A 22,560-nucleotide genomic window follows, 5' to 3' on the forward strand; every position below is an offset into this window, starting at 1 on the left:
GGGGTCATCGGACCCCTGGAGCAGCCCCGGAGCCCGCGCTTGCCCGCCACACCCCGTGGCGGACCAGGTCTTCACCCGGGGCACCCCGCCGCGGACGCGAGGGTTGCCGGCCAGCTAGCCGGGGCTTGTCGCTGGCACTCATGACCTACGAAACGCACTATAACCGACAACCGGCCGTTTATCGCAAGCCCGCGAACTTATGCGGCCGTCTGCTCGTTGCTACCGGGAAACCCATCACGAGCCATGGAGGTGCGCGGATGTTGGACTGGGTGGCCGACCCCCAGATCTGGATCGGCTTCTTCACCCTCGTCGCCCTGGAGATCGTTCTCGGGATCGACAACATCATCTTCATCTCCATCCTGGCGGGGAAACTCCCGCCCGAACAGCGGGACAGGGCTCGCGTGCTGGGCCTCGCCGCGGCCCTCATCAGCCGCCTGATCCTGCTGCTCGGACTGACCTGGGTGGTACGCCTGACCGCGCCGCTGTTCACCGTCTTAGGCCAGGACATCTCGGGGCGAGACCTGATCCTGCTGCTCGGCGGCCTGTTCCTGCTGGCCAAGAGCGTCACGGAGATCAGTCACAGCATGGACGCCCCGCACGACAAGGACGGCAGGAAGGGCGCCGGCGTCTCCTTCACCTCCGTGATCGTGCAGATCATGCTGCTCGACATCGTGTTCTCGCTCGACTCGGTCATCACCGCCGTCGGCATGGTGGACGAGCTCGGCGTGATGATCGCGGCGGTCGTGGTGGCGGTGCTGGTGATGTTGTTCGCCTCCGGGCCGATCAGCAGGTTCGTGGACAAGCACCCGAGCGTCAAGATGCTGGCCCTGGCGTTCCTGGTGCTGATCGGCATGGTGCTCGTCGCCGAGGGCTTCGACCAGCACATCCCCAAGGGCTACATCTATTTCGCGATGGCGTTCTCGGTCGTCGTGGAGCTGCTGAACATCCGGATGCGCGGCAGGCACGCCAAGCCGGTCGAGAAGGACGCTCCGGAAGAAGGGGCCGCTCCTAATATGAACTAGTGCTTTTCGATCCCTGGGACCCGGAATTCGTGGCCCATCCGTACCGGGTCTATGACGAGCTGAGACGCCAGGCGCCCGTCAGCTACTTCGAGCCGACGGGCCAGTGGCTCGTCTCCCGGCACGCCGACGTGAACTCCCTGCTCCGGGACCGCCGCCTGGGCCGGTCCTACCTGCACGTGGCAACCCACGAGGAGTTCGGCCGGCCGCCGGAGCCGGAGTTCCAGGAGCCCTTCTGGCGAGTGATCAGGGCGGGCATGCTGGACGTCGAGCCGCCGGTGCACACCAGGCTGCGCCGGCTGGTCTCCAAGGCGTTCACGCCGCGCATGGTCGAATCCCTGCGCCCCCGTGTGCGCGCCGTCGCCGGGGATCTGGTGGAGGCGTTCGTGGAGAAGGGCGGCGGCGACCTGATCGCGGAGGTCGCCGAGCCGCTCCCGGTGACGGTGATCGCGGAGATGCTCGGCATCCCCGGCCAGGACCGCCACCTGCTGCGCCCCTGGTCGGCCGACATCTGCGGCATGTACGAGCTCAACCCCACCCCCACGGCCCAGCACACCGCGGTACGCGCGGCGTCGGAGTTCGCCGGCTATCTGCGCTCCCTGGCCCATGACCGCCGGCGAAACCCGGGCGACGACCTGATCAGCGCGCTGGCCGGGATCACCGAGCTCACCGACGACGAGCTGGTCGGCACGTGCGTGCTCCTGCTGAACGCCGGCCACGAGGCCACCGTGAACGTGACGGGCAACGGCTGGTGGGCGCTGTTCAGGAACCCCGACGAGCTCGCCCGCCTGCGCGCGGACCGCTCGCTGCTGCCCACGGCGGTCGAGGAGCTGATGCGCTGGGACACGCCGCTGCAGATGTTCGAGCGCTGGGTGCTGGAGGACATCGAGGTGCACGGCGTGGAGATCCCGCGCGGCTCGGAGGTGGCGCTGCTGTTCGGCTCGGCCAACCGGGATCCGGCGGTGTTCGAGGACCCGGACCGGCTCGACGTGGGGCGCGCCGACAATCCGCACATTTCCTTCGGTGCGGGGATCCACTTCTGCCTGGGCGCGCCGCTGGCCCGCATCGAGCTCATCGAGTCGTTCGGCGCGCTCCTGGACCGCGCAGCCGTGCTCGAACTGCGGCAGAGGCCCGACTGGAAGCCTGGCTACGTCATCCGCGGCCTGCGCTCCCTGGACGTGACCGCCACCCCCTGAACGCCCGCCCGGGACTTCCCGTCCAGGAGGTCCCGCGGACGGGCCGCCGGAAGCTCACCGCGTGCGGAGCTCCCCACGCGGGGAGCTCACGGCGTGGGGAGCTCATCGCGTGCGGGGCTCATCGCGTGCGGGGCTCAGCGTCTCTGGGTGAGCCAGCCGAAGCCGCCGAACCCCGCCGGATCGATCAGCTCGCCCTCCTCCGAGGCCCTGGCCAGCGCCCGCAGATAGGCGCGCGGATCGGTGCGGGCGAGGTCGATGGGCGGGCGCGCGCCGGCGATCCCCAGCCCGCGCAGCGCGTCGCGCTGTGTGGACAAGGTTGTGGATATCGCACCGGCCCGCCGACCCGCCTCCGCGCACGCGTCCAGCGCCACATGAGCCGTGATGTCGCAGGTCCCGTCGGGTACGGGGGCCACGACCGCGCCGTCCCGGTAACCGGTCAGCGTGCCGCAGGGTGGACGGTTATCCACAGGGTGTGCATAATCCACGGCGATCGCCCGGCCCCTGGTGAGGCGTACCAGGACCGAGGCCCAGGCCTCGTCGCGGGGCCAGCCTATCTCCGCCCGCGAGCCCACCCGGGACAGCGGCCACCACCGGTCGAGCCAGGCGCGGTCGGCGGGCCGGGGCGGGCCGCCGAGGCGCTCCTCGCCCGTGTGTGCGTTGACCATGATCAGCCGGGGCCCGTCGGCCGTCTGCTCCACCACGTCGAGCGGCACGTTGTCGAGCCATTCGTTTGCGATGGCCAGCCCGGTGATGCCCGCGGGCACGTTGACGCGCCAGGCGATCCGCTCCGGCAGCCCCTCCGGTCTGGGGGACAGGTCGACGGCCGTGACGCGCAGCCGGTCGCGCAGCGTGGGCTCGGCGGCGGCCAGCACCTGGGTGACCAGCAGGCCCTCACCCGCGCCGATGTCGACGAAGTCGAGCACGTCAGGGCCGCCGAGCTCGGCGTCCACCTCCTCCAGCAGCGCCACCATCGCGTCGGCGAACGCCGCCGAGGCGTTGACCGAGGTGCGGAAGTGGCCCGAGGGGCGCTCGCGGAGGTAGAAACCAGCCTCTCCGTACAGCGCCCGCTCCGTTGCGACGCGCCAGGTCAGCCACATGTCCTGGACTATCTCACGAGATATGGGTAGTACGCACAGCCACGGGACGGCTACTCGTAGTCGCTGACTTGCGATACCGTTTACCCATTGTCATCGAGTGATTGCGTTGCGCCAACATCCAGCTGACGGAGCCGGTCACTCACCCGATCGAGCACCCTGCGGCCACTGGCCGCTGAATGAAAGGAAGCCCTCGTGCTGAAGAAGCTCGTGGTCATCGCCGGGTCCATCGCGATGCTGTCCCTGGCCGCGCCGGCTGCCCACGCCGACATCACCAGCGGCAACGGCGGCGTCATCTCCGGTAACCAGCTGCATCTTCCGATCACGGCCCCGATCAACGTCTGCGGCAACGCGATCGCCGTCATCGGCGTGGCCGTCGCGGGCTGCAAGGGCGGCGCGGGGGCGTTCGCGCCCAGCCACCACTGAGCATCCGCCGGGCGACGACGGAAAGCCGTCTGCCGGGCGACGGCACTGGGTGTCTGCCGGGCGACGGCGCTGTGACGCGGCCGAGCCCGGCCCCGCACAGGCGGGCCGGGCTCGGATGGCCGGCCAATCGGCGGATGGCCGGCCTAGTCGCACCTCCAAAGAGGTCGCATCGGGCGCGGGCGTCGGGTCTTGGCGAAGGGCTCGGCGCCCGCAGCTATGCGATGACCCTCTCTCCTCATCTCTTTCGACAGGGGGTGCACAATTCGTATGCCCTTGTCGCATTTGTCGGTAACTCAACGCCAGGCAAAACAGCGGTCACGCCGGTGTGCCGCTGACCGCGCCGCACCTTCCGCACTCCTGGGCGGCCGTTACGCTGGTCGGCAGTGCCATCAGGTCGACAGAGGTGTGACGTCATGGACGCAGGGGATCGCCCGGCACGGCTGACTGTCGGCGTGCTCGGGCCGGGCAAGGTCGGCTCAGCCCTCGGCGCCGCGCTGGCGCAGGCAGGGCACCAGGTCGTGGCCGCGAGCGGCGTCTCCGACCGCTCGCAGCGCTGGGCCGCGGACCGGCTCGGCGTCACCCCGACCCGCCCCGACGAGGTGGTCGGGGCAGCCCAGCTCATCCTGCTCACGGTGCCGGACGACACGTTGCCCGACCTCGTCAACGGGCTGGTCACCACGGGGGCCGACCTCCAGGGCAAGCTGCTGGTGCACACCAGCGGGGCCTACGGGCTGTCCGTGCTCGACCCGGCGACCGAAGCCGGCGCGCTGCCGCTGGCCCTGCATCCGGTGATGACGTTCACGGGCCGGGACGACGACCTCAACAAACTCACCGGCATCTCCTACGGCGTGACCGCGCCCGAGATGTTGCGGCCCATCGCCGAGGCCCTGGTGATCGAGATGGGCGGTGAGCCGGTCTGGATCGCCGACGCCGACCGCGCGCTCTACCACGCGGCGCTGGCCGGGGCGGCCAACCACATGGTCACGCTGATCGCCGAGTCCTCCGACCTGCTGCGGCGCATCGGGGTCGAATATCCCGGCCGGATGCTGGGCCCGCTGCTCGGGGCGGCGCTGGACAACGTGCTGCGGCTGGGCATCGCCGGTCTCACCGGCCCCGTCGTGCGCGGTGACGCCGGCACCGTCCGCAAACACGTGGACGCGCTGATCCTGGCGGCTCCGGAGGCGGCCGACGCCTACATCGCGCTGGCCAGGCTCACCGCCGACCGGGCCCTGGCCGCCGGGCTGCTCAAACCGGAGGAGGCCGAGCGGCTGCTCGACGCGCTCGGGGGCAATATATGGACCTGATCACCGCGTTCCAGGGCAATATGGACCCGTCGCGTTCGAGAGCGATGTTCCGGACCCTGATCATCGCTTTCGGAGGGCGTTTATGGAGCCGATCGTCGCCAGGAGCCGGGGGGACCTGGTCAAGGCACGCCGTGGTGACGCGGTGGTGGCCCTGGTGCCGACCATGGGCGCGCTGCACGAGGGCCACCGGTCCCTGATCAGGGAGGCCCGCGTGCGCGCTGGTCAGGTCGTGGTCAGCATCTTCGTGAATCCCCTGCAATTCGGCCCAAGCGAGGATTTTTCGCGCTATCCCCGTACTTTTGACGACGATTTGAACGTGTGCCGTGCCGAGGGCGTCGATGTCGTGTTCTGCCCGGCCGTCGAGGACATGTACAGCCCCGACCGTCAGGTGAGCGTCTCCGCCGGCCACATGGGCACGATCGTCGAGGGCGCCGCCCGGCCGGGCCACTTCGACGGCGTGCTCACGGTCGTGCTCAAACTGTTCAACCTGGTCAGGCCCGACGTGGCGGTCTTCGGCCAGAAGGACGCCCAGCAGCTCGCCCTGATCCGCCGCATGGTCGCCGATCTCGACCTGCCGATCGAGATCGTGGGCGCGCCGACCGTACGCGAACCCGACGGCCTGGCGCTGTCCAGCCGCAACCGCTACCTGTCCGCGGACGACCGGCGGGTGGCGCTGGCGCTGTCCCGGGCGCTGCGCGCGGGCGCGGCCGCGTTCACCGCCTCGGAGATCCTCGCGGCGGCCCGGGCGGAGCTCGACGCGGCCGGTCCGCGGCTCGGCGTGGACTATCTGGTGCTGGTGGACCCGGAGACGTTCGCCGAGGTGAACGAGTCGCACGCGGGCCCCGCCGTGCTCGCGGTGGCGGCCAGGACCGGCGCCACCCGGCTGATCGACAACGTCTTCCTGACCTTGAATCCCGGCTGAGGCGGATCACCGTCGGGGAGCTGCGTGATGAGCCGCTCCGGCGGATGGAGGTGGGCGCGGCCAGGCGGTCTGGCCGCCGGTCCACCCCCTTCGGAGGTCGAGGTCCAGCGGGTGTTCCGCCACGACGATGGCGGTCTGGAGCCGATGACGCTCGGGGAGCCCGACCTCCACGGCGAGCGGCGCGCGGCCGTCGGGCTGGGGCCGTTCACCGAGTACGAGGTGTTCATGAGGAGGGTCGAGAGCAACTGGGCCCCCGGGGCGTGTTCCGGGGACAGGGGACGTTATCGTCATACTGACGAAATAGTCTCAGTGAGGAGACCCCCGATGAGTGCACCAGCGATTCCCCTGCGTCTGACCGCGCCCGCGCCCGGCTGGACCGTCGAATCGGACGTGGTCGTCGTGGGCTCGGGCGTGGCGGGCCTGACGGTGGCCCTGCACCACGCCGAGCTGGACCCGGCGGCCAAGATCCTCGTCGTCACCAAGGACGTGCTGTCCTCCGGCTCCACGCGATGGGCCCAGGGCGGCATCGCCGCCGTGCTCGGTCCGGGGGACACGCGGGAGGAGCACCTGAACGACACGTTGCTGGCCGGGGTGGGACTGTGCGACTCGCAGGCCGTACGCACGCTGGTGACCGAGGGGCCGGACGCGGTGCGGCGGCTCATGAGGCGCGGCGCTCGCTTCGACCGCACCCCCGCCGGCGAGCTCCAGCTCACCAGGGAGGGCGGGCACCGGCGGCGCAGGATCGTGCACGCGGGCGGCGACGCCACCGGGGCCGAGGTGCAGCGGGCGCTGGCCGAGGCGGTACGCGCGACGTCGATCGAGGTGATCGAGCACGCGCTGGTCCTCGACCTGCTCAAGGACGCCGAGGGCCGGGCCGCGGGCGTGACTCTGCACGTCATGGGCGAGGGCGCGCGTGACGGAGTGGGCGCCGTGCGCGCCAGGTCGGTGGTGCTGGCCAGCGGCGGCATGGGCCAGGTCTACGCCGCCACCACCAACCCCGCCGTCTCCACCGGCGACGGCGTGGCGCTCGCGCTGCGGGCCGGGGCCGTGGTGCGTGACATCGAGTTCGTCCAGTTCCACCCGACCGTGCTCTGGCTCGGCGCGGACTCGACCGGCCAGCAGCCGCTCATCTCGGAGGCGGTCAGGGGCGAGGGCGCCTTCCTGGTCGACCACGAGGGCCGCGCGTTCATGCGCGACGCGCACGAGCTGGCCGACCTGGCGCCGCGCGACGTGGTGGCCAAGGCGATCATGCGTTCGATGCGGGAGACCGGCCGCGACCACGTCCATCTCGACGGCCGTCACCTCGGCCGGGAGAAGTGGGCGACCCGGTTCCCGACGATCTACGCGATCTGCCGCGAGCACGGCATCGACCCGGCCACCGAGCCGATCCCGGTGGCGCCCGCCGCCCACTACGCCAGCGGCGGGGTGCGTACCGACCTGCGTGGCCGTACCTCGGTCGAGGGCCTGTACGCCTGCGGCGAGGTCGCCTGCACCGGCGTGCACGGCGCGAACCGGCTCGCCTCCAACTCCCTGCTCGAAGGGCTCGTCTTCGCCGAGCGCATCGCCGAGGACATCCATCGGGCCAAGCCGTCGCCGGGCCTGCCGGTCCCGGCCGGCGACGGCGCCGCGGGGCTGGTGGACCCGCGGGGCAGGACGAGGATCCAGGCCCACATGAGCACCGGGGCGAGCGTGCTGCGCTCCCGCGAGTCACTGCGGGCCACGGCCAAGGCACTGCGCGACGCGCGGTGGACGCCGGTACGGGTGCCCGCCTGCACCGAATCCTGGGAGGCCACGAACCTGCTCACCGTCGCCACCGTGCTCACCGGCGCGGCTGCGGCCCGGCTGGAGACGCGTGGCTCACACTGGCGCGAGGACCATGACTCGCGTGACGACAACGACTGGCTGGGCCACCTGGACGTGACCCTGACCGAGGAGGGTCTGCACATGACGTACACGCCGCACGGGGACACGATGCCATCGCGGGTGGCGCAGGAGCTCGTCGCCGCCGGGCTGGACCCGGCCGAGGTGGACGCGCTGATCGACCGGGCGCTGGCCGAGGACCTGGGGGAGGCGGGCGACGTGACCAGCCTGGCCACCGTCCCGGCCGGCCAGCACTCCGTGGGGGACGTGGTGGCGCGCAAGGACGGCATCGTGGCGGGGCTGGCGGTGGCGGAGGCGGTGTTCGTCCGGCTGGGTGCCGGGCGTACCGAGCGGCGGGTCAAGGACGGCGAGCGGGTCAGGGCGGGTGACGTGCTGATGACCGTCGAGGGGCCCACCCGGGGGCTGCTGACGGCCGAGCGCACCGCGCTCAACCTGCTCACGCACCTGTCCGGGGTGGCCACGCTGACCGGCCGGTGGGTGGAGGCGGTCAGTGGTACGGCGGCGCGGATCCGCGAGACCCGCAAGACGACGCCGGGGCTGCGGGCGCTGGAGAAATACGCGGTGCGCTGCGGCGGCGGCGTCAACCACCGGATGTCGCTGTCGGACGCCGCGCTGATCAAGGACAACCACGTGGTGGCGGCCGGGGGCGTGGCGGAGGCGTTCGCGGCGGTCCGGGCGAAATACCCCGAGCTGCCGATCGAGGTGGAGATCGACCGGCTGGACCAGTTGGAGGTCGTGCTCGACCAGGGAGCCGGGGAGGTGCTGCTGGACAACTTCACGGTGGAGGACACCGTGCGCGCCGTACAAATCGTAAAAAACGGGGCGAAAAACAGGATTGCTCTTGAGGCGAGCGGGGGATTGACCTTGGAATCGGCCCGTGGTGTGGCCGAAACTGGCGTTGACTACCTTGCGGTGGGAGCGCTAACGCACTCGGCGCCGGCCCTGGACATCGCACTGGATCTACGGGGGTAATTGATGCTGCTCACGATCGACGTCGGCAACACCCACACGGTGCTGGGGCTGTTCGAGGGCGAGGACGTCATCGAGCACTGGCGGCTGGCCACGGACGCCCGCCGCACCGCCGACGAGATCGCGGTCGTCCTGCAGGGGCTGCTGGCCCAGTCGCCGCTGCTCAAGGGCACCGACATCGACGGCATCGCCATCTGCTCCACCGTGCCGAGCGTGCTCAACGAGATGCGCGAGATGTGCCGCCGCTACTACGGCGACGTCAACGCGGTGATCGTGGAGCCGGGCATCCGCACGGGCGTTCCGGTGCGCATGGACAACCCCAAGGAGGTCGGCAGCGACCGCATCGTGAACGCGCTCGCTGCCATCGACCAGTACGGCGGCCCCTGCGTCATCGTCGACTTCGGCACCGCGACGTCGTTCGACGCGGTGTCCTCCAAGGGCGAATACGTGGGCGCGGTCACCGCCCCCGGCATCGAGATCTCGGTCGACGCGCTGGCCGCGGCCGGGGCGCAACTGCACAAGGTGGAGCTGGTCAGGCCGCGCTCGGTGATCGCCAAGAACACCGTGGAGGCCCTGCAGGCCGGCATCATCTACGGCTTCGCGGGCCAGGTGGACGGGATCGTCGAGCGGATGGCCGCCGAACTGGCCGACGATCCCGACGAGGTGACCGTCGTTGCCACCGGCGGGCACGCGGGGCTGGTGGTGGGCGAGTCGCGCTCGATCGACGTACACGAGCCGTGGCTGACGCTCATCGGACTCCGCTTGGTCTTCCACCGGAACACCGCATGACAGACCCCGGGTAAGCGCACTCAGGCAAGCGGACCCCAGGCAAGCGGACCCCAGGCAAGCGGACCCCAGGCAAGCGGACCCCAGGCAAAGCGGACACAGAACAAGCGGACACAGAACAAGCGGCCCTCCTCTCGGCTGAAGGGCCGCTTGCGGAAAATCGGGGTCACTCGCTCTCGGCGGTGTAGAGGTACTGCCAGTGCCCGCACTTCTGCGGGTAGTTGCTGTGCTGGCCGATCTGGCACACCCTCACGCGCAGGCTCTGGACGTCGTGCTCCTTGAAGCTGAACGCCTTGAAGCCGGGGAAGCCGCAGTACTTCTTGAAGTAGACCGGCGACCAGTCGTGGTCGAAGTCGCTGGCCTCGAACTTCACGAACGCGCACTTGCCGCCCTTGTTGTAGGTGCGCTTGTCCAGGTCGTAGAGCTTGCCCTTGACGCGGACCTCGTTGGACTCGCCGTCGTGGTCCCAGTCGACGCCGACGATGCCCTGGGCCTTGGCCAGGTAGTGCTTGGAGTAGACGGGGCCCCAGTAGTCCGAGTAGTCGTCGTAGTCGGACGTGCTGGCGCTGGCCGCGGCCGGGAGCGACAGCGCCACGGCGCTGGTCGCGGTGATGGCCAGTAAACCGGTCGCGATCTTCTTGAACATCTTTCTCTCCCAGAGCTCCCCTTGGGCCGGCTCCCTACCGGCTCCCCCCTGAGCTCGTGAGATATTGATAAGGGAGGTCTCTTGCAGGGCCCCTTCAGCAGGGCGACGAGACCTTGCAGTTCGCCATATCCCCTACCCTTTGATGTTGTGAGCGACGAACTTCCCGAGCAGATGCGCATCCGGAGGGAAAAGCTCGATCGCCTTCGCAGCGAAGGCATCGACCCTTACCCGGTGACCTTCCCACGCACGGTGACCAACGCCGAGGTCAGGGAGAAATACCAGGGCCTGGAGCCCGACACCGCGACCGGCGACAAGGTCGGCGTGGCGGGGCGGGTCATGCTCAACCGCGTGGGCGGCAAGCTCTGCTTCGCCACGCTGCGCGACGGCGGCGCCGACCTACAGGTCATGATCTCGCTCGACAAGGTGGGCGAGGAGTCGCTGGCCTCGTGGAAGCACGACGTCGACCTGGGCGACCACGTCGGCGTGATCGGCGAGGTCATCACCTCGCGGCGCGGTGAGCTGTCGATCCTGGCCGACAGCTGGCAGATCACCTCCAAGTGCCTGCGCCCGCTGCCGGAGAAGCACGTCGGCCTCACCGACCCCGAGGCGCGGGTGCGGCAGCGCTACGTCGACCTCATCGTCAACGACGAGGCCAGGAAGATGGCCCGCGTCCGCAGCGCCACCGTGCGCGCGGTGCGCGACTTCTGGCACGAGGAGGGCTTTCTCGAGGTCGAGACGCCGATGCTGCAGCCGATCCACGGCGGCGCCTCGGCCAGGCCCTTCAAGACCCACATCAACGCCTACGACATGGAGCTCTACCTTCGCATCGCGATCGAGCTCTACCTCAAGCGGCTCGTGGTCGGCGGCATCGAGAAGGTCTTCGAGATCAACCGCAACTTCCGCAACGAGGGCGCGGACTCCACGCACAACCCCGAGTTCACCATGGTCGAGGCCTACGGCACCTACCTCGACTACAACGGCATCGCGGACCTGACCCAGCAGATGTACCAGAAGGCGGTCATGGCCGCGCTGGGCACCTCGGTGGTCGTGCACGACGGCGTGGAGATCGATCTCGGCATCGCCAGATACCCGCGCATCACGCTTCACAACGCGGTTTCGGAGGCGGTCGGCGAGCACATCACCACCTCGACCACCCTTGAGGAGCTGCGGAAGATCGCCGACCGGCGCGAGGTCGCCTGGGACCCGAAGTGGGGCCCCGGCAAGCTCGTGCAGGAGCTGTTCGAGGCCCTGGTCGAGCACACGATCATCCAGCCCACGTTCGTCATGGACTATCCGCTGGAGACCTCGCCGCTGGCCCGCCACCACCGCGAGGACCCGCTGGTGACCGAGAAGTGGGACCTCATCGGCTTCGGCACCGAGCTGGGCACCGGCTACTCTGAGCTCAACGACCCGATCGAGCAGCGCCGCCGCCTGGTCGAGCAGTCCCTGCTGGCCGCCGGGGGCGACCCGGAGGCCATGCAGGTCGACGAGGACTTCCTGCAGTCACTGGAATACGCGATGCCCCCGCTGGGCGGCATGGGCGCCGGGATCGACCGGATGATCATGGCCTTCACCGGCAAGAACATCCGCGAGACCATCCTGTTCCCCCTGGTCAAGCCCACTCAGTGAGAGCCACCCGGCAGGCGTGTGGTGCCGTCGCCCGGCAGGCGTGTGGTGCCGTCGCCCGGCAGGCGTGTGGTGCCGTCGCCCGGCAGGCGGCGACGCCGCGCGCCCGCTAGCGGCCGAGCTTCACGGGCAGCTTCGCCAGCCCGCGCAGCACGAGATTCTCCTTGTACGGCGGCGCCGGATCCGACAGCTCCAGCCGGGGCGCCGCCGCGGCCAGGGCGGACAGCGCGATCTCGCCTTCCATCCTGGCCAGCGTCGCCCCCAGGCAGAAGTGGATGCCGAGGCCGAAGGCGAGGTGCCGGCCGGGTTCGCGGGTCACGTCGAAGCGATCGGGACCGGGGAAGACCGCCGGGTCGCGATTGGCCGCCCCTATCAGGGCGAGCACGGGCGTGCCCCGGGGCACCGGCACGCCGCCCAGGTCCGCGTCCCTCAGGGCGTTCCTGATGGTGAGCTGGACCGGCGGGTCATACCTGAGCACCTCCTCGACCACCTGCCTGGGCCGCTCGGCGGCGTGCCGCAGCAGGCCGTGGCGGGCCAGGTGGAGCACGCCGTTGCCGATGAGGTTGACGGTGGTCTCGTGCCCGGCCACGAGCAGCAGCACGCAGGTGGCCAGCAACTCGGGCTCGGTCAGGTCCTCGACCCGTGTCAGGGCGCTAACGAGGTCCTCCCCGGGGTGCCCGCGCCTGAAGGCGACAAGGCCGCGGAAGTAGTCATGAAATTCTCTTCTGGCCCGCCCGGTTTCCGATTGCAGGTCACTTGTAAGCATGGGGTCAAGGCCGCGGGCGAGTGTATCGCTCCAATTACGGAATCGTACGTGATCTTCCGGCGGAACCCCGAGCAGCTCTGTGATCACCATGACGGGCAGCGGGTAGGCGAGACCGGAAACGATGTCCGCCTCTTCCGGCAGTGCGACGATCAGCTCCGCGGTGATCGACTCGATGCGCGGCCGGAGTCGTTCGATCATGCGCGGGGTGAAGGCTCCGCTGACCAGAGCGCGCAGCCTGGTGTGGTCCGGCGGGTCCAGCCGGAGGAACGAGTCCACCGGCTCACCTGCGCCGTTGCCGTCCAGCGGGTCGGAGCCGCGGCCGAAGCGCGGGTCGCGGAGCAGGGTCGCGCACAACTCGTGGGTGGTGGCGACGAGCAGCCCCGCCCGGGTGTGGAAGATCGCGCCGCGCTCGCTCAGCTCGCGATAACAGGCATATGGATCGCGCACAAAATCCGGATCGAATGGATCAAAACCCAGGACGTCGGCCGGGCCCATCGATGGCGGATCCGGTGCGCCCGTAGGCACAGTGGAATCACTCATTGTGATGGTGGCGCCGTCGACATATGGCGAGTACGTCACATATATCGGATCATGTCAATAGCAATCGTCAAGGGCGTGAATTATCGTGCTTGACGACCTTTCCAGGATGCGTTTACCGTCTGCGAGGAGCGGCTTTGGCCTATCTGCGAGGTCCGAGTTCTGCTGTTGGGGGGGAGGGCTCCCGATGGATGTGCTCACTGAAGGTGTTGAGCTAAGCCATGCTGATTTGGCGCTGCTCGCGGAGCTGGCCAAGGGAGTCACGGTGGATCGGGTGGGCAGACGTCTGGATATCAGCGGGCGCACAGTACGCCGGCGGTTGCGAGGGATCTGCGACCGCATCGGCGTGGCCACCGCGATCGAGGCCGTGGCGTGGGCGGCGCGCCGCCAGCTCATCTGACGGCGCGCGTTCCGGCCGGCGCGGACTAGTCGGCGACGCGTACCGCGCCGGCGAACGGCCGGTTGGCCAGCGACGCGATCCGCACGACGTCGCCTGTCTGAGGGGCGTGCACCATCATGCCGCCGCCCAGATAGATGCCCACGTGGTGCAGGTCGTTGTAGAAGAACACCAGGTCGCCGGCGCGTAGCTCGGAGCGCGAGATGTGCCTGCCCGCGGTCCACTGGCTGCCGGTGTAGTGCGGGAGTGAGATGCCCACCCGCTGGTAGGCCGCCATCACCAGGCCCGAGCAGTCGTAGGAGCCGGGGCCCTCGGCGCCCCAGACGTACGGCTTGAGCTGCTGGGTGAGTGCCCACCGCGCGGCCTGCGCGGCCTTGCCGTCGCCGATGACCGGCAGGTTGACGCGCGTCGCGCGGGTGCCCGGCCGGCCCGCCTCGCCCAGGGCGCGGCTGTAGAGGTTGCTCTCGACCCTGGCGACCAGCTTGGTGATCTTGTCCCGCCTGGACTCCAGCTCGGAGACGAGCTTCTGGACCTCGTCGATGTGCTTCTTGGCGGCGGCTCGGGCGCGTTCGGCGGCGTCCATGGCCCTGGTGACCTGGTTGACCTCCTCGCCCTGCTGCTGTTCGAGCGCGTACGTGGTGGCGGCCCGGTCGAGGAAGTTCTCGGGGTCGCCGGAGGTCATGAGCGCCAGCGGGTTGGCCAGGCCGCCCGTCATGTACGAGTTCTGGGCGAGCAGGACGGCCTTGGCGCGCTTGGTGGCGAGATCGGCTTCGCTGGTCGCCAGCGTGCGCTGTGCGACCTCGGAGGACTTCTTCGCGGCCTTGAGCTTCTCCCGCTGGCCGTTGTACTGCTCGCTCAGCGTCTCGATCTCGGTGTGCATCTTCTCGACCTGGTCGGCGAGCTCCTTGAGGGAGGGCTTGGGGTCCGCGGACGCGGAACCGACCGGGATGGCGAACAGCAGCGCGGCGATTGTGACGCTTACCACACCTAGACGGCCCCATCTGGGACGGTCGAGGCGGCGCTCTCGCCGAGCGCGTTCCGGAGGGCGGGCGTGTCTGCCCGCCGACTTCCCCCCACGGCCGAGCGTGCGCTTCACCAACCAAGCTCCTTCCATCGACGCCTACCGGGTTAGCTGACGGGTTCGGGCCGGAGCAGCCCTACCGAGACTCGGATTCACCCCAGGTGGTGGCTCGCGCCACCGGCGGTTCCCCGGCTCCCCTCGCGGGGGATTGAGCGTGTCCCCGCGCGCGACACGCGGGGAACATTGTCGCTGGACACTAATGCACTCCGGGTTCGTGCTCAACCAGAACTGCCAAGTACGTAGAGGTTTCACAACTGAAGGGTCACAAGGTGATCTCGTGGGCACCCGTGCAGAACCGACCTTATGTCCTCTTTGCCCGCGCTTGGGCCGAGCGCTGATCCGAGGGTGAGGCGTGCTCGTTCGGCCACGTGATGTAACAGGATGGGCCGAGACATGGGAGTTAGGGCTGAGCCGTAATGACATCTGTACCCTGGAGAGCCATGGAGCAGGTGGCCGAACTGACAGCGTCCGAGACCGCGGTGGTGGTCCGGCGTGCCCGCACGCCCGACGTACACACGGTCCGGCGTCTGGTGGACACCTACGCGGGCGCGGGCCCGCGGCTCCTGGAGAAGGCCACGGTGACGCTGTACGAGGACGTGCAGGAGTTCTGGGTGGCCGAGCGGGACGGGAAGGTCGTCGGCTGTGGCGCGCTCCACGTGCTCTGGGAGGACCTCGCCGAGGTCCGTACGGTGGCTGTGGCTCCCGAGTGCCGAGGTCTGGGCGTCGGCCGCCGTATCGTCTCGGCGCTTATACAGCAAGCGAAGGATCTGGGACTGCGGCGTGTATTCTGTCTGACTTTTGAGGTCGACTTCTTCGCCCGGCACGGTTTCCGCCCGATCCAGGGCACCCCGGTCTCTCCCGAGGTCTACGCCGAACTGCTGGCCTCGTACGACGAGGGTGTGGCGGAGTTCCTCGACCTGGAACACGTCAAGCCGAACACCCTCGGCAACACCCGCATGCTGCTCCATCTGACATCGGGTGACGCGGACCTTGACCGCATGGAAAGGTGATTGTTGATACCTATGTCGATACGTTGGGCAGCACAGGCATGTGTCCTGACATGTGCCACACGCGCACTCGAAGCGAGGTGACACGGTGAGCACCGGACAGCCGCCGTATCCACAGGACGATTCCGGCGAGAACTCTGCACCTGGCACGCCGGACTATGGGCACAACGCGGGCCGCCGCCAGGGCGAGCCCGACCCCGACGCCACTGTGGTCGGCTACCGGGCGGACGACGCCTTCGGGCAGCCCCCGTACGGGCAGCAGCAGGGCTACGGCCAGCAACAGGGCTATGGCCAGCAGCCCCAATACGGCCAGCAACAGCAGTATGGCCAGCAGCCGCAGTACGGGCAGCCCCAGTACGGGCAGCAGCCTCAATACGGGCAGCAGCAGGGGTACGGTCAGCAGCAGGGGTCCCAGCCGGACTATGGTCAGCAGGGCTACGGCCAGCAGCCTCAGCACGGGCAGCAGCCCGGCTACGGTCAGCAGCAGCAGTCCCAGCCGGACTATGGTCAGCAGGGCTACGGCCAGCAGCCTCAATATGGGCAGCAGCCGCAGTCGGGTCAGCAGGGCTATGGTCAGCAGCAGCAGTCCCAGCCGGACTACGGTCAGCAGCAGGCGCAGCCCGACTACGGCCAGCAGGGCTATGGGCAGCAGGGCTACGGTCAGCAGCAGCAGTCCCAGCCGGACTACGGTCAGCAGCAGGCGCAGCCCGACTACGGCCAGCAGGGCTATGGGCAGCAGGGCTACGGTCAGCAGCCGCAGTCGGGCCAGCAAGGCTACGGCCAGCAGCAGGGCTACGGTCAGCAGTCCCAGCCCGGATACGCGCAGCCCGGTTACGGTCAGCAGCAGCAGTACGGGCAGCAGTACGGTGACCAGCAGTACGCCCAATACGGCCAGCCGCAGCAGCCCGGCTACGGCCAGCCCTATGGTCAGCCCGTGGGTATGCAGCCCCCCGGCGCTCCGGCCCCGCTGGCGGAGTGGTGGCAGCGGCTGGTGGCCAGGATCATCGACGGCGTCATCCTGGGCATCGTGAGCTTCGTGGTCAGTTTCATCATGCTCGCGATCTTCGCGGTCAGCTACTCCTCGCTGGATGGTAGTAGTTCCGGCTTCCTGCCCTCAGGAGTTGTGACCGCTCTGGCGACCATCATCGTTACGGCGATCTGGGTGGCCTACGAGTTCTTCATGCTGAAGATGAACGGCCAGACCGTGGGCAAGCTGGTCATGGGCATCAAGGTCGTCCCCGTGGGGCAGGGGATACAGCCTGGTGGCCTGCCGGTCGACATGGCGTTCAAGCGTGGCGCGGTGACCTGGGGGGGGTGGGTGATCAGCGCGATCCCACTTGGGCTCTTCAGCTTCCTCACCGCACTGCTCGCCTACGCCGCGCTGGCGGTCAACGGCGCGTCGCAGCTCTGGGACAAGCCGCTGCAGCAGACGTTCGCGGACAAGATCTCGGGAACCGTCGTGGTGAAGATCAAGTAGCTCGCGCGACAGCGTAAAACAGGGGCCGGCTTCCCGCCGGCCTCTGTTTTGTGTGTGGGGGCCGTACCAAAATGGGGGGACCTGCACTCCCGATTGGGGCCGTCGATGACGCGAGGTGGGGGTTATGGCCGGGACGCCGGGGGCGGGCGCACTGCCCGCGGAATGGTGGGAACGGCTCGCGGCACGGCTGATTGAAGCGCTCGTCTTCGGGGTCTTCTATTACATTCTGTTCATCGCGCTGTGGGGCATCTTCCGAACTGTCGGGGTGCTGGAGGTGTTCGAGGGGCGGTTGCCGGGTGTGTTCGCCTGGCTGGCGGCTGGGCTCGGTTATGCCTGCTACGACTGGCAGGCCCATTACCGGCACGGCCGGACGTTCGGGAAGGCGATCATGCGGATTCGCCTGGCGCCGGGAGGCCGCCCGTCATGGGCGCTGCTCAAACGAGCCCTGGTCTATCCGGGACCAGTGATGCTGATGGGCATTCCGGTGGCCAATCTGCTGGCCGGAATGCTGCTGTTCGGCGTGGGGCTGCTCATCCTGATCGACAAGCCGCTGGAGCGTGGTCCGCACGACAGGCAGGCCGGAACGCGCGTCGTTAAAGATCTTCGCTGAGCCATCCGTACCTGGGCGGATGGCTTTTCGCAAAATTTTCCCTTGATCCGGTAAGGAGCCTGGAGAGACTGCCATTAGGCTATGGGACGTCCAGGTTGCCGGATGATGGCGCCCCTGTGACACGCAGGGCATGTGTGTGCCGCTATGGTCGGTTGCGGGTGGTTGTGGCCGGGCGTCGCAGAGGAGCTCGACGCTCCCGTCGGCCGCGCACCCCCGCGATAAAGCGCCCCCGAAACCCTGCCAGCCGTGGAGGCGAGGACGAATGGAAGCCCTAACAGACGTATTGTCAGCGCTCATCCCCCCGCTCGTGGTGGGGGGTGCCTTCATCTTTGGCGTAGTGAAGTTGGTCCGGTCCGAGGGGCCCGGGCACCGGCCAAAGCCTGAGGATCAGGCGGAGAAGGGGAACTGATCGGCCAGTCAGCCGAATCCCCGTACGCTGAATTGTCTCCGCGCCTTTCCGGGTATATGTTTGGGCAGGCGAATGAAACAATGCTCCGGGAAAGGATTGCGTACATGGCCAAGCAGATCCAGGAGATTCTCATCGATGACCTCGATGGGGGCGAGGCCAATGAGACGGTCAGCTTCGCTATTGACGGCTCCACCTATGAGATTGACCTCAGCGACCTTAACGCGAAGAAGCTGAGGGACGCGCTCACGCCTTTCGTGCAGCACGCACGCCGGGCGGGCGCCGTCTCCGTGCGTCGTCGTGGTCGCGGCGGCAGCAGGGCGATGAGCCGCGAGAAGAGCTCGGAGATCCGGCAGTGGGCCAAGGCTCACGGCCTGCCTGTGAGCGAGCGCGGCCGCATCGCCTCCACGGTCGTGGAGAAGTACGAAGCGGCTCACTGAGCGGGTCATCTCCTGACCATGCGCTTATGATGTTCGCCTAGGACCCCGGCGACCGCCATAAGCGCATGATCATTTCGGGGACGTTCTTGAATGGGACGTCCGGGGAATGATCTTGTGTTCCGTCCATATGCGGACGTTTTGGACGCGCGCTGGGTCTCCGAGCCTTTCCCCGAGGGCGGCTCGCATATCTGGTCGCGTCGCGTTCGGCGTGTGCCCGCCGTTCCGGCTCGGCACGCTTCATTCAACGTACGCTGCCCGTGCCGCGACACCGGTGGAACGGGCCATCCCGGGAAATCGGCGCCTCCGGTAAAGCCCGGCGGGTGTCACTCTGAGTGTTGTAGCGCTTAACCACGATCCCGGCTCGGGTTGACGCCGCAAAACCCGTCCGGCTCGGGATGTGAGTCGCCCGGATAAGCCGTCCGCGCTGGGGATGCGCGTCGCGGGGATAACCCGCCCGCGCGGCGGATGGATGCCACGGGGATAACCTGTCTGCGCCGGGGATGGGCGTCGGCCGGATTACCGACTGTGCAAGGGGAGTGCGTACCGGTGGGATAACCCGCTCCTGCGCGAGATGCGCTCTGCTGGGGCATATGCCGTGCCGTCGGGATGGACGGCTGGTGGGCATAACCCTCGATCTCGAGCATGCGCCGCACAATGCCGCATCCCGCCGGCTTCGGGCACAATGCCGCCTCGCCCCGCGCTCGGGCCCAATGCGATCTGCCCGCAAGTGCGACCGGTGGGCGGGAATGTGGTGTCCTCGGGGTGAGGGAATGAGGGCGCCCGTGGACGAGGCGAAAGACCACGCCCCTGAGCGCTGAGGCGGAGGAATGAGGACGACCGTGCGTGCGCCGCGGCGGCGAATGTGGGCGACCGTAGTGAGGGAAAGCGGCGCGCCGATGACGAGCGAGGCGTCCGCGCGGTCGCAGGGCGCGCGATGAACGATCGCGCGGCGACGGATGAAGCCGGTAAACCCGGCTGACCCGATCGCGCTGTTTTACCAGGTAGTTCGGTGTGCGTTGAGTGTCGTTCCGTGTTCGGGGCGTAGCGCGATCGGTTGGCCAAGCATTGACGCCGGGACATAGGATGATTACGTAACAGATAGGGACGTGGGCATCTGTGATGCGCGGGCGATGGGGCGCCCCAACGCCTACTCGCTTCGAGTGTCCGGATGGCCGATCCGTGTTGATCTGCGTACGCGGTGGACGGCATATTTCAGTGGCTTCCCGGAAGCGACTAAACATCGTTCGCTTGCGGCGTATCGGGAACACGTCACCCCCGAACAGTAGTTGGATGGAGGGTGAACGCCCTGCTCCCGGGGAACGTCTCTAGCTATAGAGCGTGTCAGCGGCAGAGGGCACGGTTCGCCGAGCCAGGGCTAGCATGCGGGAGGACGGGACCGGATTTACCGGCCTGACTGACCGCTCTGTGAGGAGCGACGAGATGTTCGAGAGGTTCACCGACCGAGCGAGGCGTGTTGTCGTCTTGGCCCAGGAAGAGGCCAGGATGCTCAACCACAACTACATCGGCACTGAGCACATTCTTCTTGGCTTGATCCACGAAGGTGAGGGCGTGGCCGCCAAGGCTCTGGAGAGCCTCGGCATCAGCCTTGAGGGTGTGCGCCAGCAGGTCGAGGAGATCATCGGCCAGGGCCAGTCGGCTCCGTCGGGGCACATTCCGTTCACCCCGCGGGCCAAGAAGGTCCTCGAGCTGTCGCTCCGTGAGGCTTTGCAGCTGGGTCACAACTACATCGGCACCGAGCACATCCTGCTCGGGCTCATCCGTGAGGGTGAGGGTGTGGCCGCCCAGGTGCTGGTCAAGCTTGGAGCTGATCTCAACCGTGTGAGGCAGCAGGTCATCCAGTTGCTCCACGGTTACCAGGGCAAGGAGCCGGCCGCGGCGGGCGGCCCGCAGGAGTCCGCGCCGTCGACGTCCCTGGTGCTCGACCAGTTCGGCCGCAACCTGACCCAGGCGGCCCGGGAGGGCAAGCTGGATCCGGTGATCGGCCGTGAGAAGGAGATCGAGCGGGTCATGCAGGTCCTCTCCCGGAGGACCAAGAACAACCCCGTTCTCATCGGCGAGCCCGGCGTCGGCAAGACCGCCGTCGTCGAGGGCCTGTCGCAGAAGATCGTCAGGGGTGAGGTGCCCGAGACGCTGAAGGACAAGCAGCTCTACACGCTTGACCTCGGCGCCCTGGTCGCCGGCTCCCGTTACCGCGGTGACTTCGAGGAGCGCCTGAAGAAGGTGCTCAAGGAGATCCGCACGCGCGGCGACATCATCCTGTTCATCGACGAGCTGCACACGCTCGTGGGTGCGGGCGCCGCCGAGGGCGCGATCGACGCCGCCAGCATCCTCAAGCCCATGCTGGCCCGCGGCGAGCTGCAGACGATCGGCGCGACGACGCTGGACGAATACCGCAAATACCTCGAGAAGGACGCCGCGCTGGAGCGCCGCTTCCAGCCGATCCAGGTGGCCGAGCCCTCACTCAGCCACACGATCGAGATCCTCAAGGGTCTGCGCGACCGCTACGAGGCGCACCACCGCGTGTCCATCACCGACGACGCGCTGGTGGCCGCCGCGCAGCTGGCCGACCGCTACATCAGCGACCGCTACCTTCCCGACAAGGCGATCGACCTCATCGACGAGGCCGGTTCCCGGATGCGCATCCGCAGGATGACCGCTCCGCCGGACCTGCGCGAATACGACGAGAAGATCGCCAACGTCCGCCGCGACAAGGAGTCCGCGATCGACGCGCAGGACTTCGAGAAGGCGGCTGCCCTCCGCGACCAGGAGAAGCAGCTCCAGCTCAAGCGCGAGCGGCGGGAGAAGGAGTGGAAGGCCGGCGACATGGACGTCGTGGCCGAGGTCACCCAGGAGCTCATCGCCGAGGTCCTGGCGACCGCCACCGGCATCCCGGTCTTCAAGCTGACCGAGGAGGAGTCGCAGCGCCTGCTCCGCATGGAGGACGAGCTCCACAAGCGGATCATCGGCCAGGACGACGCCATCAAGGGCCTGTCGCGGTCCATCCGGCGCACCCGCGCCGGTCTGAAGGACCCGCGCCGTCCCGGTGGTTCGTTCATCTTCGCCGGTCCCTCCGGTGTCGGTAAGACCGAGCTGTCCAAGGCTCTGGCGGAGTTCCTCTTCGGTGACGAGGACGCTCTGATCAGCCTGGACATGTCGGAGTTCATGGAGAAGCACACCGTCTCCAGGCTGTTCGGCTCGCCTCCCGGCTACGTCGGCTACGAGGAGGGCGGCCAGCTCACCGAGAAGGTGCGGCGCAAGCCGTTCTCCGTGGTCCTGTTCGACGAGATCGAGAAGGCCCACCCCGACATCTTCAACTCGCTGCTGCAGATCCTGGAAGACGGTCGCCTGACCGACGCCCAGGGCCGCGTGGTCGACTTCAAGAACACGGTCATCATCATGACCACCAACCTCGGCACCAAGGACATCTCCAAGGGCATCGGGGTCGGGTTCGCGAAGTCCAACGACGCCGACTCCAACTACGACCGGATGAAGTCCAAGGTCCAGGAGGAGCTCAAGCAGCACTTCCGGCCCGAGTTCCTCAACCGTGTCGACGACATCGTGGTCTTCCACCAGCTCACGCCGGCCGAGATCATCAAGATCGTGGATCTGATGCTCGCGCAGGTCGACTCCAGGCTGAAGGACCGCGACATGGGGCTCGACGTCTCGCCCGAGGCCAAGCAGTTGCTGGCCGACCGGGGTTACGACCCCGTCATGGGCGCCCGTCCGCTGCGGCGTACGATCCAGCGCGAGCTGGAGGACTCCCTGTCGGAGAAGATCCTTTACGGTGAGCTCCGGCCGGGGCACGTCGTCAAGGTGACGGTGGAGGGCGAGGGCGACAACGCCAAGTTCGTCTTCCAGGGTGAGTCGGTCACCAAGGTGCCGGACTCGGCTGCCGCGATCGCCGCACCAATTCAGAACTGACGGGCCCGCTGGGCTCACGTTCTTAGCG

General features: G+C 68.3%; 19 protein-coding genes and 2 riboswitches. Of the genes, 14 read left to right on the top strand and 5 right to left on the bottom strand.

The genetic code is table 11. From position 1 onward, the window contains the following. Positions 1-30: 30 nt before the first annotated feature. Positions 31-146, bottom strand: a riboswitch (SAM riboswitch). A gap of 111 nt (positions 147-257) precedes the next feature. After that, the gene (locus tag ABGB18_RS36035; RefSeq protein WP_347700138.1) at positions 258-1,022 is read left to right on the top strand and encodes a TerC family protein; all 765 of its coding nucleotides are present in this window, start codon (positions 258-260) and stop codon (positions 1,020-1,022) included. Then, a complete protein-coding gene (locus ABGB18_RS36040) occupies positions 1,022-2,215 on the top strand; it encodes a cytochrome P450 (protein ID WP_347700139.1) in 1,194 nt (397 codons plus the stop codon). The genes ABGB18_RS36035 and ABGB18_RS36040 overlap by 1 nt, the downstream gene beginning before the upstream one ends. Positions 2,216-2,349: 134 nt before the next feature. Here ABGB18_RS36040 and ABGB18_RS36045 read toward each other — a convergent pair whose 3' ends face one another. Further along, complete coding sequence (locus ABGB18_RS36045) at positions 2,350-3,312, bottom strand: SAM-dependent methyltransferase (RefSeq protein WP_347700140.1); 963 nt, start codon at positions 3,310-3,312, stop codon at positions 2,350-2,352. A 192-nt stretch (positions 3,313-3,504) separates the two neighbouring features. Between ABGB18_RS36045 and ABGB18_RS36050 the strand changes: the two genes are divergently transcribed. The 5 genes from ABGB18_RS36050 (at position 3,505) to ABGB18_RS36070 (ending at position 9,600) form a co-directional block, all read left to right on the top strand. Next, a complete protein-coding gene (locus ABGB18_RS36050) occupies positions 3,505-3,735 on the top strand; it encodes a chaplin (protein ID WP_347700141.1) in 231 nt (76 codons plus the stop codon). A gap of 413 nt (positions 3,736-4,148) precedes the next feature. After that, positions 4,149-5,039 carry a DUF2520 domain-containing protein gene (locus ABGB18_RS36055; protein ID WP_347700142.1) on the top strand — a complete coding sequence of 297 codons (891 nt, stop codon included), beginning with the start codon at positions 4,149-4,151 and terminating at the stop codon, positions 5,037-5,039. Positions 5,040-5,121: 82 nt separating this feature from the next. Then, entirely contained in the window at positions 5,122-5,961 is an 840-nt protein-coding gene (gene panC / locus ABGB18_RS36060) for a pantoate--beta-alanine ligase (RefSeq protein ID WP_347700143.1), read from the top strand. 324 nt (positions 5,962-6,285) lie between these two features. Further along, entirely contained in the window at positions 6,286-8,814 is a 2,529-nt protein-coding gene (locus ABGB18_RS36065; protein WP_347700144.1) for an L-aspartate oxidase, read from the top strand. A 3-nt stretch (positions 8,815-8,817) separates the two neighbouring features. Further along, the gene (locus ABGB18_RS36070) at positions 8,818-9,600 is read left to right on the top strand and encodes a type III pantothenate kinase (protein WP_347700145.1); all 783 of its coding nucleotides are present in this window, start codon (positions 8,818-8,820) and stop codon (positions 9,598-9,600) included. A 163-nt stretch (positions 9,601-9,763) separates the two neighbouring features. Here ABGB18_RS36070 and ABGB18_RS36075 read toward each other — a convergent pair whose 3' ends face one another. Next, positions 9,764-10,243 carry a hypothetical protein gene (locus ABGB18_RS36075; RefSeq protein WP_347700146.1) on the bottom strand — a complete coding sequence of 160 codons (480 nt, stop codon included), beginning with the start codon at positions 10,241-10,243 and terminating at the stop codon, positions 9,764-9,766. Positions 10,244-10,390: 147 nt separating this feature from the next. On the opposite strand from ABGB18_RS36075, the gene lysX reads away from it, so the two are divergent. Beyond that, complete coding sequence (gene lysX / locus ABGB18_RS36080; RefSeq protein WP_347700147.1) at positions 10,391-11,872, top strand: bifunctional lysylphosphatidylglycerol synthetase/lysine--tRNA ligase LysX; 1,482 nt, start codon at positions 10,391-10,393, stop codon at positions 11,870-11,872. Between the two features lie 106 nt (positions 11,873-11,978). Here lysX and ABGB18_RS36085 read toward each other — a convergent pair whose 3' ends face one another. Next, a complete protein-coding gene (locus ABGB18_RS36085; RefSeq protein WP_347700148.1) occupies positions 11,979-13,082 on the bottom strand; it encodes a cytochrome P450 in 1,104 nt (367 codons plus the stop codon). Positions 13,083-13,359: 277 nt separating this feature from the next. Here ABGB18_RS36085 and ABGB18_RS36090 point away from each other — a divergent pair, with 277 nt between their 5' ends. Next, complete coding sequence (locus ABGB18_RS36090) at positions 13,360-13,572, top strand: LuxR C-terminal-related transcriptional regulator (protein ID WP_043615366.1); 213 nt, start codon at positions 13,360-13,362, stop codon at positions 13,570-13,572. Positions 13,573-13,597: 25 nt separating this feature from the next. Here the strand turns inward: ABGB18_RS36090 and ABGB18_RS36095 are convergent, their stop codons facing one another. Then, positions 13,598-14,554, bottom strand: coding sequence for a C40 family peptidase (locus ABGB18_RS36095; RefSeq protein ID WP_347700149.1), 957 nt, complete (start codon positions 14,552-14,554; stop codon positions 13,598-13,600). Positions 14,555-14,671: 117 nt separating this feature from the next. Continuing rightward, positions 14,672-14,815: riboswitch (cyclic di-AMP (ydaO/yuaA leader) on the bottom strand. Between the two features lie 275 nt (positions 14,816-15,090). Between ABGB18_RS36095 and ABGB18_RS36100 the strand changes: the two genes are divergently transcribed. Then, positions 15,091-15,660, top strand: coding sequence for an amino-acid N-acetyltransferase (locus ABGB18_RS36100; RefSeq protein WP_347700150.1), 570 nt, complete (start codon positions 15,091-15,093; stop codon positions 15,658-15,660). Positions 15,661-15,670: 10 nt separating this feature from the next. On the opposite strand, the gene ABGB18_RS36105 is transcribed toward ABGB18_RS36100, so the two are convergent. Next, positions 15,671-16,543 carry a hypothetical protein gene (locus tag ABGB18_RS36105; RefSeq protein WP_347700151.1) on the bottom strand — a complete coding sequence of 291 codons (873 nt, stop codon included), beginning with the start codon at positions 16,541-16,543 and terminating at the stop codon, positions 15,671-15,673. A gap of 54 nt (positions 16,544-16,597) precedes the next feature. Here ABGB18_RS36105 and ABGB18_RS36110 point away from each other — a divergent pair, with 54 nt between their 5' ends. The 4 genes from ABGB18_RS36110 (at position 16,598) to ABGB18_RS36125 (ending at position 22,532) form a co-directional block, all read left to right on the top strand. Beyond that, entirely contained in the window at positions 16,598-17,134 is a 537-nt protein-coding gene (locus ABGB18_RS36110) for an RDD family protein (protein WP_347700206.1), read from the top strand. A 124-nt stretch (positions 17,135-17,258) separates the two neighbouring features. Continuing rightward, complete coding sequence (locus ABGB18_RS36115; protein WP_347700152.1) at positions 17,259-17,744, top strand: RDD family protein; 486 nt, start codon at positions 17,259-17,261, stop codon at positions 17,742-17,744. A gap of 513 nt (positions 17,745-18,257) precedes the next feature. Beyond that, the gene (locus ABGB18_RS36120; RefSeq protein ID WP_347700153.1) at positions 18,258-18,590 is read left to right on the top strand and encodes an Lsr2 family protein; all 333 of its coding nucleotides are present in this window, start codon (positions 18,258-18,260) and stop codon (positions 18,588-18,590) included. 1,440 nt (positions 18,591-20,030) lie between these two features. After that, positions 20,031-22,532 (top strand): ATP-dependent Clp protease ATP-binding subunit, encoded by a 2,502-nt coding sequence (locus ABGB18_RS36125; RefSeq protein ID WP_347700154.1) that lies wholly within the window; start codon positions 20,031-20,033, stop codon positions 22,530-22,532. The last annotated feature ends 28 nt before the right edge of the window (positions 22,533-22,560 follow it).

It is taken from the genome of Nonomuraea sp. B12E4 (genome assembly GCF_039871825.1).
Lineage (GTDB): Bacteria > Actinomycetota > Actinomycetes > Streptosporangiales > Streptosporangiaceae > Nonomuraea.

What these genes read in the sequence shown, in the direction of transcription:
- ABGB18_RS36125 (WP_347700154.1), top strand. Translation starts at nt 20,031, where the DNA reads ATGTTCGAGAGGTTCACCGACCGAGCGAGGCGTGTTGTCGTCTTGGCC.
- ABGB18_RS36115 (WP_347700152.1), top strand. Translation starts at nt 17,259, where the DNA reads ATGGCCGGGACGCCGGGGGCGGGCGCACTGCCCGCGGAATGGTGGGAA.
- ABGB18_RS36110 (WP_347700206.1), top strand. Translation starts at nt 16,598, where the DNA reads ATGCAGCCCCCCGGCGCTCCGGCCCCGCTGGCGGAGTGGTGGCAGCGG.
- panC (WP_347700143.1), top strand. Translation starts at nt 5,122, where the DNA reads ATGGAGCCGATCGTCGCCAGGAGCCGGGGGGACCTGGTCAAGGCACGC.
- ABGB18_RS36065 (WP_347700144.1), top strand. Translation starts at nt 6,286, where the DNA reads ATGAGTGCACCAGCGATTCCCCTGCGTCTGACCGCGCCCGCGCCCGGC.
- ABGB18_RS36070 (WP_347700145.1), top strand. Translation starts at nt 8,818, where the DNA reads ATGCTGCTCACGATCGACGTCGGCAACACCCACACGGTGCTGGGGCTG.
- ABGB18_RS36090 (WP_043615366.1), top strand. Translation starts at nt 13,360, where the DNA reads ATGGATGTGCTCACTGAAGGTGTTGAGCTAAGCCATGCTGATTTGGCG.
- ABGB18_RS36100 (WP_347700150.1), top strand. Translation starts at nt 15,091, where the DNA reads ATGGAGCAGGTGGCCGAACTGACAGCGTCCGAGACCGCGGTGGTGGTC.
- ABGB18_RS36055 (WP_347700142.1), top strand. Translation starts at nt 4,149, where the DNA reads ATGGACGCAGGGGATCGCCCGGCACGGCTGACTGTCGGCGTGCTCGGG.
- ABGB18_RS36075 (WP_347700146.1), bottom strand. Translation starts at nt 10,243, where the DNA reads ATGTTCAAGAAGATCGCGACCGGTTTACTGGCCATCACCGCGACCAGC.
- ABGB18_RS36120 (WP_347700153.1), top strand. Translation starts at nt 18,258, where the DNA reads ATGGCCAAGCAGATCCAGGAGATTCTCATCGATGACCTCGATGGGGGC.
- ABGB18_RS36045 (WP_347700140.1), bottom strand. Translation starts at nt 3,312, where the DNA reads ATGTGGCTGACCTGGCGCGTCGCAACGGAGCGGGCGCTGTACGGAGAG.
- ABGB18_RS36035 (WP_347700138.1), top strand. Translation starts at nt 258, where the DNA reads ATGTTGGACTGGGTGGCCGACCCCCAGATCTGGATCGGCTTCTTCACC.